Here is a 13,373-nt window from a genome sequence, read left to right on the forward strand (position 1 = left end):
CAGCACAGGCGGCATTTGCTGCCGCCTGTCAGTTAAACAGCTCTTTACGCAGCATCACCATCTCCTCCGCCAGATCGCGACACAACATCGCATTCATTAAATGATCCTGCGCATGCACCAGGATCAGCGTCACCGGCAACTTGCCGCTGCCTTCATCTGCGCCAATCAACTGCGTCTGAATCTTGTGCGCCTCTTTAGCTGCGGTATCGGAGGCGGCCAGCGCTGCGTCGGCACCTGACCAGTCACGCTGGCGTGCGCACTGGATCGCCATCATCGCTGACGATCGGGCTTCCCCGGCATTGATCAGCAATTCCATCATGGTTTGTTCGAAATCCATACGATCTCCGTTATTGGTATGCCAAATTGGCTTTTTTAATCATACTGGAATGCCAAAAAGCGTTTCCGGGAGCTTTGTCACAGAAAGAATCGGTGACAATCGTCATTTTGGTATGCCACTAACAGGGAAGATAGCCACGACTACTGGAATGCCAATCTTACATCTCTGAGGGTTGACCCATGTCTCTACAGGACCGCCTTATCGATTCGCTGGGCAGCTTTGCCACCCGCTTCAATAGCTACCGCTACATCATGGCGATCAAAGCCTCGTTCATTACCCTGATGCCGGTGATCATCGTCGGCGCCTTCTCGGTGCTGATTTCAAATATGGTGCTGGACAGTAAAAATGGCCTCGCCAGCTTCGCCGCGCTGAGTTTTTTAGCCGATCTCAAACCGATCACCAGCAGTATTAACTATGCCACGCTCAGCTTCCTCAACATTGGGGCGGTGTTCCTGATTGGGATTGAGCTTGGCCGTATCAACGGCATCAAAACCTTATTCCCTGGCCTGCTGGCGGTCATCTGTTTTGTCTCCGTGACGCCGACCACCTTACAGATGATGGTCGACGGTCAGATGCATCTGGTCACCGATGTGCTGGCAAAGCAATTTTCTGACACTAAGAGCCTGTTCCTCGGCATGTTTATCGCCATTCTGTCGGTCGAGATCTATTGCCGCCTCGAACAGGTGGAGCGGCTGAAAATTAAGATGCCCGATACTGTGCCGCCCAACGTTGCCGCCTCTTTTTCGGCGCTGATCCCGTCGATTATCACCGTGACGCTGGTGGCCACCTTTGGCTTCGTTTTCCATCGCGTTAGCGGCATGTATCTGTATGACGCGGTCTATCAGGTGGTGCAGCAACCGCTGGAGTCGGTGGTGCAGAGCCTGTGGGGGATTCTGATTCTGATGTTCGTAGCCCAGCTGTTCTGGGTCATCGGCATTCACGGCAATCAGATGGTGAAACCGATTCGTGAACCGCTGCTGCTGGGGGCGATTATGGTTAATATGACCGCCTTTGAGCAGGGTAAAGAGGCACCGAATATCATTACCATGCCGTTCTGGGATGTTTACATGAGCATCGGCGGTTCTGGCCTGACCATCGGTCTGCTGACGGCAGTGATGCTGGCGACGCGGCGCAAAGAGATGCGTGAAATCGCCAAACTCTCCTTTGGCCCCGGCATCTTCAATATCAATGAACCGGTGATATTTGGTATGCCGATTATGCTCAACCCGATCCTGGCGATCCCGTTCATCATCACGCCGCTGGTGACCGGATCCATCGGCTACTTCGCCACGGTGATGGGATTCGCCGGCAAAGCGGTGGTAATGGTGCCGTGGACGACGCCACCGATCATTAATGCCTGGCTCTCGACGGCGGGATCGATGGGCGCGGTGGTGACCCAGATCATCTGCATTCTGGTGTCGGTGCTGATCTACCTGCCATTTGTCAAAGTGGCTGCCCGCCGCGCCGATGCTGCCGAAGCGCAAAATTCGCAACCTGAACTGACCCCGACCCGACCGGAGGTGTTATGAGTCGCCAGCTGATCCCGATCCCGCAAAATTTCATTCTCGGCGCTGCCGCTTCAGCCTGGCAAACCGAAGGCTGGAGCGGGAAAAAAGTGGGGCAGGACTCCTGGCCAGATGCCTGGTATCAGCAGGATCGGCACGTCTGGCATAACGGCTATGGCCCGGCAGTGGCCACCGATTTCATTAACCGCTTTGAAGAAGATGTGGCGCTGATGAAAGCCACCGGGCTGACCCACTACCGCACCTCGATCAACTGGTCGCGTTTTCTCACCGACTATGAAACGGCCACGGTGGATGAAGAGTACGCGGCTTACTATGACCGGCTGATTGACGAGATGCAGCGGCAGGGGATCGAGCTGATGCTCTGCCTGGAGCATTACGAACTGCCCGCCACGCTGCTGGAGCAGTATGGCGGCTGGCAGTCAAAGCATGTGGTTGACCTGTTTATCCGTTACGTCGAACAGGTGTTTAAACGCTATGCCGGACGGGTGACGCGCTGGTTTGTGTTTAACGAGCCGATTGTGGTGCAGACCCGCGTCTACCTTGACGCGCTGCGCTGGCCCTATGAGCAGAACACCCATAAATGGATGCAGTGGAACCACCATAAAAATCTTGCCACCGCCCGGACAGTGCAGCTGTTCCGCCAGGCGGGCTATGCCGGCCGCATCGGCACCATACTCAACCCGGAAGTGACCTATCCGCGTTCTTCGGCGGCGCATGACCAGAAGGCGGCGCATATCTATGACCTGTTCTACAACCGGGTGTTTCTCGATCCGGCTATTAACGGCACCTATCCGGCGGAGCTGCTGGCGCTGCTGGATAAACATCAGATTGAGTGGCAGGCCACGCCGGAAGAGCTGGCGATCATTGCCGCCAATACCGTCGATGAGGTCGGGCTTAACCTTTACTATCCGCACCGCGTGAAAGCACCGTCTCGTGCCTGGCATCCGGAAACGCCGTTCCATCCCGCCTGGTATTACGAGCACTTTGAGTTGCCGGGCCGGCGGATGAACCCTTCGCGCGGCTGGGAAATTCAGCCGGAAATCATCTGGCATATGGCGCAGCGTATGCGTGATGAGTATGGCAACATCCCGTGGTTTGTCGCCGAGAGCGGCATGGGCGTTGAGAACGAAGCGCAGTTCAAAAACGCAGAGGGGGAAATTCAGGACGACTACCGCATTCACTTTATCAGCGAGCATCTGCATCAGGCGATCCGTGCGCAACAGGCGGGCATCAACTGTCAGGGCTATATGCTGTGGGCGTTCACCGACAATGTCTCGCCAATGAACGCCTTCAAAAACCGCTACGGCCTGATTGAAATCGACCTGGAGAACCAGCGTCAGCGCCGGATGAAAAAATCCGCCCACTGGTTCCGGGCGCTGCGCGATAACCAGCAATTTACCCTGTGGCTTGATGATGAGCCGAAATAACGAAATAACCAGAGGAAGCGAGAATGAAACGTATTGTTCTGGCCTGTGCCGCAGGCATGTCGACATCAATGGTGGTGACAAGAATGGAAAAAGAGGCCGCCGCGCGCGGATTAGCTTTTCAGATCTATGCCATCCCTGAACAGAATCTGCGTGAGGAGCTGCAAAATTACGGCAACGAGGTGGTGGTGGTGCTGCTGGGTCCGCAGGTGCGCTTTAAACTGGAAGAGAATAAAAAACTGACCGACAGCTATCAGCTGCCGATTGCGGTGATTGATACCGTCGCTTACGGCACCCTGAATGGCGCAAAGGTACTCGATCAGGCGCTGGCTTTGATACACTGAGGCTCAGTTTGCGAGCTATCTTCTCTGGCTCGCGGGCATTGTCGCGCAGGGAACGGCGGCAATGCCGTTAGCGCATTGATTGCAAAGGGTGAAAGCGTGGACAAAGCCGAAGCGCCGCAAGAAAAAAAGCAGTATCAGGAAATTGGTCAGCATCTGCGCCAGCAAATCAGCGACGGACATTATCCGGTGGGATCGCGCCTGCCGCCTGAACGTCAGCTGGCTGAAACCTGGGGCGTCAGCCGGACCATTGTGCGCGAGGCGTTATTGATGCTGGAGCTGGAAGGCACGGTGGATATTCGCCAGAGTTCCGGCGTCTACGTGATGCGCATTCCCTCCGCCAGCGACGATGAAGAAGAGGCGTTTTTCCGCAGCGATGTCGGCCCGTTTGAAATGCTGCAGGCGCGTCAGCTGCTGGAAAGCAATATCGCCGCCTTTGCCGCTAAAATGGCCACCAAGGCGGACATCGAAAACCTGCGCCGTACGCTTGAGCAGGAGCAGCGTGCCATCGCCGCCAATGACAGCAGTCAGGATAACGACAAGTTATTCCATCTGTTACTGGCGGGAGCCAGTCAGAATCAGATGCTACTCGACACCGTGACCAGCATCTGGCGTCATCACGACAGCAGCCCGCTGTGGCAGCAGCTGCGTCCTCAGTTTGAAACTCGTGCCTACCGCCTGAAATGGCTCGGCGATCACCAGACCATTCTTGCCGCTCTGCGCCGGCGCGACGTGATGGGTGCGTGGCAGGCTACGTGGCAGCACCTTGAGAATGTCAAAAATACGCTGCTGGAGCTCTCCGATGCTGATGCGCCTGACTTCGACGGCTACCTGTTTGATTCAGTGCCGATCTTCCAGGGGAAGCTGATGTAATGGAGACTGGTGTAATTGAGATAGTGCCGCTTAGCGCCGTGCCCCATTTTGCCGATCAGATTACCGAATGGCAGTGGCGGGCTTTCGGCGAGCCCGATAGCCGTGACTTTTTCGCCAGCATTGTCGCCAGCAGCCTGAGCGGCAGCGATTTTCCGATGACGTTTGTGGCGGTGGAGGCGGGCAACGCGATTGGCACAGTGGGCTTCTGGCGCTGCGATCTCATCAGCCGTCAGGATCTCTTTCCGTGGCTGGCGGCCCTCTATGTGGATACGCCGGCGCGCGGCAAAGGCGTGAGTGAAGCATTGCAGCAGCGGGTCATTCAACATGCCCAGGCGCAGGGGTATTCGCAGTTGTGGTTATGGTCAACCTTCAGCGGCTATTACGAACGTTTTGGCTGGCAGCCCCAGGGTGAGGCGCTGGATTATCCCGACAAGCGTGTGATGCTCTATTCCCGCGATGTATAAGCGGTGCCAGCCGCGTTATTCGCGACTGGCAAGGCGTGATTCAGGGTGCCGGATAGGTATAACGACGGTGGATCGCCTCTATGCCTTCCAGGATCTCTGCATTTAGCGTCAGATTGAAACTGTCGATGTTGATCTGCAACTGCTCCAGCGTGGTGGCGCCAAGCAGGGTGCTGGCGACAAACGGCTGCTGACGCACATAAGCCAGTGCCATCTGTGACGGATCAATCTGGTGCTGACGGGCTAACGCCACATATTCGGCGATTGCCTGCTGTGACTGCTCGCCGCTGTAGCGGGTAAAGCGACTGAACAGCGTATTACGAGCACCGGCAGGCTGCGCACCATTCAGATACTTACCGCTCAGGGTGCCAAACGCCAGGCTGGAATAAGCCAGCAGTTCAACGCCTTCGTGCTGGCTTATTTCGGCCAGACCGACTTCAAAGCTTCGGTTCAGCAGGCTGTAGGGATTCTGGATGCTGATAATGCGCGGCAGTTCATGCTTTTCCGCCAGTTGCAGGTAGCGCATCACGCCCCATGCGGTTTCATTCGACACCCCGATATAGCGAATCTTACCGGCGCGCACCTGCTCGGTCAGCGCTTCCAGCGTCTCCAGCAGCGTCACCTGGGCGGTGGTTTCACTGTACTGATAGCCCAGCTTGCCAAAATAGTTGGTCTGACGTTGCGGCCAGTGCAGCTGATAAAGATCGAGATAGTCGGTATTCAGGCGTTTCAGGCTGGCGTCCAGCGCTTCGCGGATATTCTTGCGGTCCAGCGCCATGTCAGGACGAATCGAGGCATCGTTACCCCGTGAAGGCCCGACACTTTGCTGGCCAGAATGATTTTGTCACGGCTGCCGCGCTGTTTCAGCCAGCTGCCAATGTACTGTTCGGTAAGACCCTGGGTTTCCGGGCGTGGTGGCACCGGATACATTTCGGCGGTATCAATAAAGTTGATGCCGGAACGAATAGCCAAATCCAGCTGAGCATGGGCGTCGCTTCACTGTTCTGCTCGCCAAACGTCATGGTGCCCAACCCCAGCTGACTCACTTCCAGCGTGCTATGGGGAATACGATGATAGTGCATTGCCAGCTTCCTTTTCTTTATGGAATGGAATGTTGTGTCCTCAGGGACTATAGCGCGAGCAATGGCGGGGAAGGAAGGGGGAAAAGTCGGGGAAATCGCCTGCCAGCGGGGAATCTGTGGCAGGCGAGACAATTTCGCACTTAGCGTTCAATGATGGTCGAGACCTCATCGCCGTTAATCTGCACTGCATGCCCGGACTGATCGGTATACTCCACCAGCCCGGTCTCTTTATCGATGGTCGGCTTACCTTCGGTCATAATCATCCGGCCATCTTTCGTTGCCATAACATAATCAGAACTGCATCCGCTCAACATCGCTGCGGTTAACGCCACGATTGCTACACCTGCCCATCCTTTCATTACGCCTCATCTCCACACATCATCGACTGCAAAAAGTGTAGTAATAAATTGTTTTGCCGGCCGGGGTAATCGCATGAATCTGAAAATTCGCGGGCGAGCAGACTCGCCCTTGACAAACTTATGCGCTCTTTTTCTTACCACGCATCAGGTTAAGGCACTCAACCGCCATTGAGAAGAACATGGCGAAATAAATGTAACCTTTTGGTACATGAACCGCGAAACTCTCCAGAATCAGGGTAAAACCGACCAGAATCAGGAAAGCTAACGCCAGCATTTTCACCGACGGATGGCGCTCAACGAATTCACCAATGCTGCGGGCAGCGAACATCATCATCAGCACCGCAATCACCACCGCCGCCATCATGATAAACAGATGATCGGAGAGGCCGATGGCGGTAATCACTGAGTCGAGGCTGAAAATAATATCCAGCAGCATGATCTGTACAATCGCGCCGAGGAACGAATGGACATTGGATTTCTGTTCCGCTTCACTGCCCTCGATGGTTTCGTGGATCTCCATGCTCGATTTCCACAGCAGGAACAGACCCCCGAACAGCAGGATCAGATCGCGGGCAGAAAAGGCGTGGTCCATCAGCGTAAACAGCGGATTGGTCAGCCTGGCGACCCAGGCGATCGAGGCCAGCAGGGCCAGACGCATTAACATCGCGCCCAGCAAACCGATGCGGCGTGCGCTGGCTTGCTGGTGCTTAGGTAGTTTAGCGACCACTAACGACAGGAAAATAATGTTATCAATACCCAGCACCACCTCAAGGATGGTCAGGGTTCCCAGTGCCAGCCAGGCGTTGGGATCGGCAATCCACTCAAACATACCTACATTCAATCCTAAACGAAAATTAAACGGGGATTATACGCACTGAATTTGCTTCTCTCCCATAAAATTGCGCCACGCCAGAACAGAATATTATCTCTACAGCAAAAAGTGGCGCGCCAGCAGCGGTCCGGTAAAACTCTTCTTCAGGTAGAAGCCGCGCGGTAAGGTTAGGATCGGTTGACCCTGATCGCCAATCCCGCTGGTCAGCGCTTTACTGTTGGCGGCTTTGGGACGGATCTGCAGCCATGCGCCATGCCGGGCGGTGATCTGATCGACCTGGCCCAGCACAATCATATCCATCAACTCTTCCCAGTCCTGACGCAGCATCTCATCTTCTTCTGCGCTCGGGCTCCATAACAGCGGTGCCCCGACCCGACGCTGCCGCAGCGGAATGTCCCGCTGGCCCTCGACCGGGATCCACAACACCCGCGTCAGCTTATGTCGCACGTGGCTGGTCAGCCAGGTGACGCCACTGTTACCGGTGAGCGGGGCGACGCAGACAAAGGTGGTTTCCAGCGGTTTACCCGTGGCATCAATCGGAATGGTTTTTAGCTCAATACCCAGATGGGCGAAGTCCTGCTCGGCTTTGCTGCCGGCACTGGCCCCCAGCAGCAGTTCCAGCAGCATACCGACCCAGCCTTTATCGCGTTTCAGGTCGGCCGGCATCGTCAGACCGGCCCGATCGGCCAGCGTTTCCAGCGTTAATCCGGCTAACGCCTGCGCCCGGGCCAGCAGGATAGCTTCATCTTCAGGCGGTGCGGGCAGGTGTTTCATAGCGATCACTCGTGTTGATTAAAATTTGTACAGGATGTTGCGTAGTAGGTTTAACTGAATAATTCACTGCGCTGAGTGAGGATAATAACATGATAGATCATGCTTTTTTCAGGGGATCTCGCGGGCAACAGGATGAGACGTTGCAGGTTATCCCAACTTACTCGCAACAATGAACAGGATCTCATACCCGGTTATCCACAGAAAAGTGGGATAACCGGCCAGCTTGTACGGTACTGGTTCCATTTACAGCCTTGACTTTCCCGTTTTTGACGCTAATTTCGCCACTCTGACCTCAGGCTGAGCAATCTGTTGTGGATAACCTGCTGGTTGGTTAAAATTCATTCAATTGTAAAGAGGCGGCGGTTTTGTCGGAGTTTTAACACTCAGCCAATTTGGCTGGAATTACTTTTTATACATATTAATCATAAGGATAGTAAATAATCCATTTTTTATCTCTCTGAACCGGCTGACAAGGTTATTCAGTTAACTCCCGCGTTCTGCACAAAGCTATCCACAGAAAAGGTGAATAAGATCGATTTTTCTGACGGGGATTGTTCATAACTAGCGGCTTCTCTGTGAGTTATCCCGGAGTTTTACGCTCAACACCCCGTGAATCCAGTGGTTTACCGCCTGTAAGGAGTGTGAAACAATCAGCCTATTCAAATTTAGCTTTGAGGTAGTCCGGTGATCGATGATGATGCTACCGCCCGAATGTTGGTATCGTAATTTGTAACAGGCAGGGACAAGTGTTATGGGCCAGGCGCTTTGGACAGCACTCCTGGCAATTTCCTCAGGGAGGCATCAATCCCGGTGAAACCGCTGAACAGGCGATGTATCGCGAACTGTTCGAAGAAGTGGGGTTACACCGTAAAGATGTTCGAATACTTGCATCTACCCGTAACTGGTTGCGCTACAAGTTGCCAAAACGTTTGGTGCGTTGGGACACAAAGCCGGTATGTATCGGCCAGAAACAAAAGTGGTTTCTTCTGCAGTTAATGTCTAATGACGCGGATATCAATGTGCAGCACAGCAGCACGCCTGAGTTCGACGGCTGGCGCTGGGTGAGCTTCTGGTATCCGGTGCGTCAGGTTGTCTCCTTCAAACGCGACGTCTACCGTCGGGTGATGAAGGAATTCGCTGGCGTGGTGATGTCTATGCAGGAGAGTGCGGGGCAGCGAAACAATCCTGCCCATCGACGTAAGAGAGGATAGGCCACGCCCTTTATGCTCACTCAGTTGCGCGAAATTGTAGAAAAAGTGGCGAGTGCGCCGCGTCTGAATGAAGCACTCGACATCCTGGTTAATGAGATCTGTCTGGCGATGGATACGGAAGTCTGTTCCGTTTACCTCGCCGATCACGATCGTCGCTGCTATTACCTGATGGCGACGCGCGGCCTGAAAAAGCCGCGTGGCCGCACTGTGACGCTGGCGTTTGACGAAGGCATCGTTGGCTTAGTCGGCCGTCTGGCCGAGCCGATCAACCTTGCCGACGCGCAAAGTCATCCCAGTTTTAAATATATCCCCGCGGTGAAAGAGGAGCGCTATCGCTCCTTCCTCGGCGTGCCGATTATCAGCCGTCGCCAGCTGCTTGGCGTGCTGGTGGTACAGCAGCGTGAACATCGCCAGTTTGATGAGAGCGAAGAGTCGTTTCTGGTCACGCTGGCCACGCAGATGGCGGCGCTGCTGTCGCAATCCCAGATGGGGCAGCTGTTTGGTCAGTTCCGTCAGACCCGGATACGTGCCATCGCCGCCGCGCCAGGCGTGGCGGTAGCACCGGGCTGGGTCGATGAGACGCAGCCGCTGCTCGATCAGGTCTCCGCGGCCTCAACGCTGGATGTTCAGCGTGAGCGTGAACGCCTGTCGCTCGCCATGAGCGAAGCCGCCAGCGAATTTCGCCGTTTCAGCAAGCGTTTCAGTGCCAGCGTGCAGAAAGAGAGCGCGGCGATCTTTGACCTCTATTCCCACCTGTTAACCGATGCCCGGCTGAAGAAAGATCTGTTCGATGAGATCGAGCGCGGATCGGTGGCGGAGTGGGCGGTTAAACAGGTGATCGAGAAGTTTGCCGAACAGTTCGCCAGCCTGACCGACAGCTATCTGCGGGAACGTGCGGGCGATCTGCGGGTGCTGGGTCAGCGGTTGTTATTCCATCTTGATGATTCGCTGGTCGGCACCAACGCCTGGCCGGAGCGGTTTGTGCTGGTGGCGGATGAACTGACCGCCACCTCGCTGGCAGAGCTGCCGCACGAGCGGCTGGCTGGGGTAGTGGTGCGCGACGGTGCCGCTAACTCCCATGCGGCGATCCTGACGCGTGCCATGGGGATCCCGACGGTAATGGGCGCCGATATCCTGCCGCATCAGCTGAATAAACGACTGCTGATCGTCGATGGTTATCGCGGCGAGCTGTTAATTGATCCCGAACCGGTGCTGGTGCAGGAGTATCAGCGGCTGATCAGTGAAGAGAACGCACTGAGCAAAACGGCAGAAGGGGTCGTCGATCAACCCGGTGAGCTGAAAAGCGGCGAGCGCGTGCAGGTGATGCTCAACGCCGGTTTAAGTCCGGAGCATGAACAGGCGCTCGGCAGTTGGGTTGACGGCATTGGTCTCTATCGCACCGAGATCCCCTTTATGCTGCAGAATGGCTTCCCGTCAGAAGAGGAGCAGGTGGCGCAGTACCAGGGCATGTTGCAGCTGTTTCACAACAAGCCGGTCACGCTGCGCACCCTTGATGTGGGCGCGGATAAACAGCTGCCCTACATGCCGATCAGTGAAGAGAATCCCTGTCTCGGCTGGCGCGGTATCCGCCTGACGCTCGATCAGCCGGAAATTTTTCTGGTCCAGGTGCGTGCCATGCTGCGGGCGAATGCGGCCTCCGGCAACCTCAGTATTCTGCTGCCGATGATCAGTCATATCGATGAAATCGACGAGGCGAAACGGTTGATCGATCGCGCCGGTCGCGAAGTGGAAGAGATGCTGGGCTACCCCATCCCCACGCCGCGCATCGGTATCATGATTGAAGTGCCGTCGATGCTGTTTATGATCCCGCATCTGGCGTCGCGCGTTGATTTTGTCTCGGTCGGCACCAACGATCTGACCCAGTATCTGCTGGCGGTGGACCGCAATAACACCCGCGTGGCCAATCTCTACGACTCGCTGCACCCGGCGATGCTGCGCGCCCTGCACGCCATCGCCCGCGAAGCCCGTCAGGCCAATCTTGAACTCTGCCTGTGTGGTGAAATGGCGGGCGATCCGATGTGTGTCGCACTGCTGGTGGGGATGGGTTATCACCATCTCAGCATGAACGGAAAAAATGTGCCGCGCGTGAAATACCTGCTGCGCCATCTGGATCATGAAGAAGCGCAGAAGCTCAGTGAGCAGGGAATGAATGCGCACACCGCTACCGAGGTTCGCCATCTGGTCTCCGCCTTTATGGAGCGGCGTGGATTGGGCGGTCTGATCCGCGGAGGCCGCTAAGCGCCATCCCGGCAGGCGATTTTATTTCCCCTGCTGGCCAGGCGGGCCAGGCGCGAAGCGTTAAGTGCATTGACATTTCGGCGTCAACTGACAAAACCGGCTGTGCTATGATGCGCAGCCTTAATTTATGTGCCTGTTAACGCCCTTTTTCAGGGCTGAAAAATAGACGGTGAATGATGAATAACGGCTATATTGCATTTCCGCAGTTCGATCCGGTGATCTTCTCGATCGGACCGGTTTCGCTGCACTGGTACGGTCTGATGTATCTGGTCGGCTTTGTTTTCGCCATGTGGCTGGCGGTGCGTCGCGCCAACAAGCCAGGCAGCGGCTGGAAAAAAGAGGAAGTGGAAAACCTGCTGTATGCCGGTTTCCTCGGCGTGTTCCTTGGCGGCCGTATTGGTTACGTGCTGTTCTACAATTTACCGCTGTTCCTTGAAAATCCGCTCTATCTGTTCAAAGTCTGGGATGGCGGTATGTCATTCCACGGTGGCCTGATTGGGGTGATTGTGGTGATGCTGGTCTTCGCTCGCCGCACTAAGCGCCATTTCTTCCAGGTGGCTGATTTCATCGCCCCGCTGATCCCGTTTGGTCTCGGTGCAGGCCGTCTTGGCAACTTCATTAACGGCGAGCTGTGGGGCCGTGTTGATCCTGGCTTCCCGTTTGCCATGCTGTTCCCCGGCTCACGCAGCGAAGATGTCGCGCTGGCCGCCACCAATCCACAGTATCAGGCGCTGCTCAATACCTATGGCGTCCTGCCGCGTCATCCTTCGCAGCTCTATGAACTGATTCTTGAAGGGGTGGTGCTGTTCATCATTCTTAACCTGTTTATTCGTAAGCCGCGCCCGATGGGCAGTGTCTCTGGCCTGTTCCTGATCGGTTACGGCGCATTCCGTATTATCGTCGAGTTCTTCCGCCAGCCGGATGCTCAGCTTGGCCTGTTTGAAGGCGGAATCAGTATGGGGCAGATTCTCTCCGTACCCATGATTATTGCCGGTATCGCCATGATGATTTGGGCCTATCGTCGTCGTCCACAGCCACAATTTCGTGAGGAAAAATGAAACAGTATCTGGATCTGATGCAACATGTGCTGAATGAAGGCACGCCAAAAGCTGACCGTACCGGAACCGGCACGCTTTCAATTTTTGGACACCAGATGCGTTTCAATCTGCAGGATGGTTTTCCGCTGGTCACCACGAAAAAATGCCATATCCGCTCGATCATTCATGAGCTGCTGTGGTTCCTGAAAGGTGACACTAACATCGGTTATCTGAAGGACAATAATGTCTCGATCTGGGATGAGTGGGCGGATGAACAGGGCGATCTTGGCCCGGTTTATGGCAAGCAGTGGCGCAGCTGGGGCACCGCCAGCGGCGGAGAGATTGACCAGATCAGCAAAGTGATTGAACAACTGAAACGCGACCCTGACTCACGCCGGATTATCGTTTCAGCCTGGAACGTGGGTGAACTGGAGCAGATGGCGCTGGCACCGTGCCACGCTTTCTTCCAGTTCTATGTGGCTGACGGCAAACTCTCCTGCCAGCTTTACCAGCGCTCCTGTGACATTTTCCTGGGTCTGCCGTTCAACATTGCCAGTTATGCACTGCTGGTGCATATGGTGGCACAGCAGTGTGACCTGCAGGTCGGTGACTTCGTCTGGACCGGTGGGGATACCCACCTCTACAGTAACCATCTGGAGCAGGCGCGCCTGCAGCTGACCCGTGAGCCGCGTCCATTGCCGAAGCTGGTCATTAAGCGTAAACCCGCTTCATTGTTTGACTACCAGTTCGATGATTTCGACATTGAAGGTTACGATCCGCATCCGGCCATTAAGGCGCCGGTCGCGATTTAACCCATGCCAATGAAAAAGCCCCGGTGATGCTCTGCACGCCGGGGC

General features: G+C 55.5%; 12 protein-coding genes and 2 pseudogenes. 9 read left to right on the forward strand and 5 right to left on the reverse strand.

All coding sequences use genetic code 11. The features are described 5' to 3' along the window. Window positions 1-28 precede the first annotated feature (28 nt). Entirely contained in the window at window positions 29-337 is a 309-nt protein-coding gene (locus HA41_RS11565) for a PTS lactose/cellobiose transporter subunit IIA (protein WP_094120926.1), read from the reverse strand. Window positions 338-516: 179 nt separating this feature from the next. Between HA41_RS11565 and HA41_RS11570 the strand changes: the two genes are divergently transcribed. The 5 genes from HA41_RS11570 (at window position 517) to HA41_RS11590 (ending at window position 4,965) form a co-directional block, all read left to right on the forward strand. Further along, a complete protein-coding gene (locus tag HA41_RS11570; RefSeq protein WP_094120927.1) occupies window positions 517-1,866 on the forward strand; it encodes a PTS sugar transporter subunit IIC in 1,350 nt (449 codons plus the stop codon). Then, window positions 1,863-3,290 (forward strand): glycoside hydrolase family 1 protein, encoded by a 1,428-nt coding sequence (locus HA41_RS11575; protein ID WP_094120928.1) that lies wholly within the window; start codon window positions 1,863-1,865, stop codon window positions 3,288-3,290. Before HA41_RS11570 ends, HA41_RS11575 begins: the two co-directional genes overlap by 4 nt. A gap of 23 nt (window positions 3,291-3,313) precedes the next feature. Beyond that, complete coding sequence (locus tag HA41_RS11580) at window positions 3,314-3,631, forward strand: PTS sugar transporter subunit IIB (RefSeq protein WP_094120929.1); 318 nt, start codon at window positions 3,314-3,316, stop codon at window positions 3,629-3,631. A 96-nt stretch (window positions 3,632-3,727) separates the two neighbouring features. Continuing rightward, window positions 3,728-4,501, forward strand: a complete 774-nt coding sequence (locus tag HA41_RS11585) for an FCD domain-containing protein (RefSeq protein ID WP_033733824.1) — start codon at window positions 3,728-3,730, stop codon at window positions 4,499-4,501. After that, a complete protein-coding gene (locus tag HA41_RS11590) occupies window positions 4,501-4,965 on the forward strand; it encodes a GNAT family N-acetyltransferase (protein ID WP_094120930.1) in 465 nt (154 codons plus the stop codon). The genes HA41_RS11585 and HA41_RS11590 overlap by 1 nt, the downstream gene beginning before the upstream one ends. A 40-nt stretch (window positions 4,966-5,005) precedes the next feature. Here HA41_RS11590 and HA41_RS11595 read toward each other — a convergent pair. From HA41_RS11595 to mutH, 4 genes and pseudogenes are all read right to left on the reverse strand, one after another. After that, window positions 5,006-6,044 (reverse strand): annotated as a pseudogene (locus tag HA41_RS11595) (NADP(H)-dependent aldo-keto reductase). A gap of 140 nt (window positions 6,045-6,184) precedes the next feature. After that, window positions 6,185-6,403, reverse strand: a complete 219-nt coding sequence (locus tag HA41_RS11600) for a YgdI/YgdR family lipoprotein (RefSeq protein ID WP_094120931.1) — start codon at window positions 6,401-6,403, stop codon at window positions 6,185-6,187. Between the two features lie 118 nt (window positions 6,404-6,521). Continuing rightward, window positions 6,522-7,232, reverse strand: coding sequence for a TerC family protein (locus HA41_RS11605; protein ID WP_094120932.1), 711 nt, complete (start codon window positions 7,230-7,232; stop codon window positions 6,522-6,524). A 99-nt stretch (window positions 7,233-7,331) separates the two neighbouring features. Then, window positions 7,332-8,009: a DNA mismatch repair endonuclease MutH gene (mutH, locus tag HA41_RS11610; RefSeq protein WP_094120933.1), complete on the reverse strand. Its 678-nt coding sequence runs from the start codon at window positions 8,007-8,009 to the stop codon at window positions 7,332-7,334. Between the two features lie 684 nt (window positions 8,010-8,693). Between mutH and rppH the strand changes: the two are divergent. From rppH to thyA, 4 genes and pseudogenes are all read left to right on the forward strand, one after another. Then, a pseudogene (gene rppH, locus HA41_RS11620) lies at window positions 8,694-9,220 on the forward strand (RNA pyrophosphohydrolase). Between the two features lie 12 nt (window positions 9,221-9,232). Then, window positions 9,233-11,479 (forward strand): phosphoenolpyruvate--protein phosphotransferase, encoded by a 2,247-nt coding sequence (gene ptsP, locus HA41_RS11625; protein ID WP_094120934.1) that lies wholly within the window; start codon window positions 9,233-9,235, stop codon window positions 11,477-11,479. A 176-nt stretch (window positions 11,480-11,655) separates the two neighbouring features. Continuing rightward, window positions 11,656-12,537 (forward strand): prolipoprotein diacylglyceryl transferase, encoded by an 882-nt coding sequence (lgt, locus tag HA41_RS11630; protein WP_094120945.1) that lies wholly within the window; start codon window positions 11,656-11,658, stop codon window positions 12,535-12,537. Continuing rightward, window positions 12,534-13,328 carry a thymidylate synthase gene (thyA, locus tag HA41_RS11635; RefSeq protein ID WP_094120935.1) on the forward strand — a complete coding sequence of 265 codons (795 nt, stop codon included), beginning with the start codon at window positions 12,534-12,536 and terminating at the stop codon, window positions 13,326-13,328. Before lgt ends, thyA begins: the two co-directional genes overlap by 4 nt. Window positions 13,329-13,373: the final 45 nt, after the last annotated feature.

Origin of the sequence: Pantoea conspicua (assembly GCF_002095315.1) — a bacterium.
GTDB lineage: Bacteria > Pseudomonadota > Gammaproteobacteria > Enterobacterales > Enterobacteriaceae > Pantoea > Pantoea conspicua.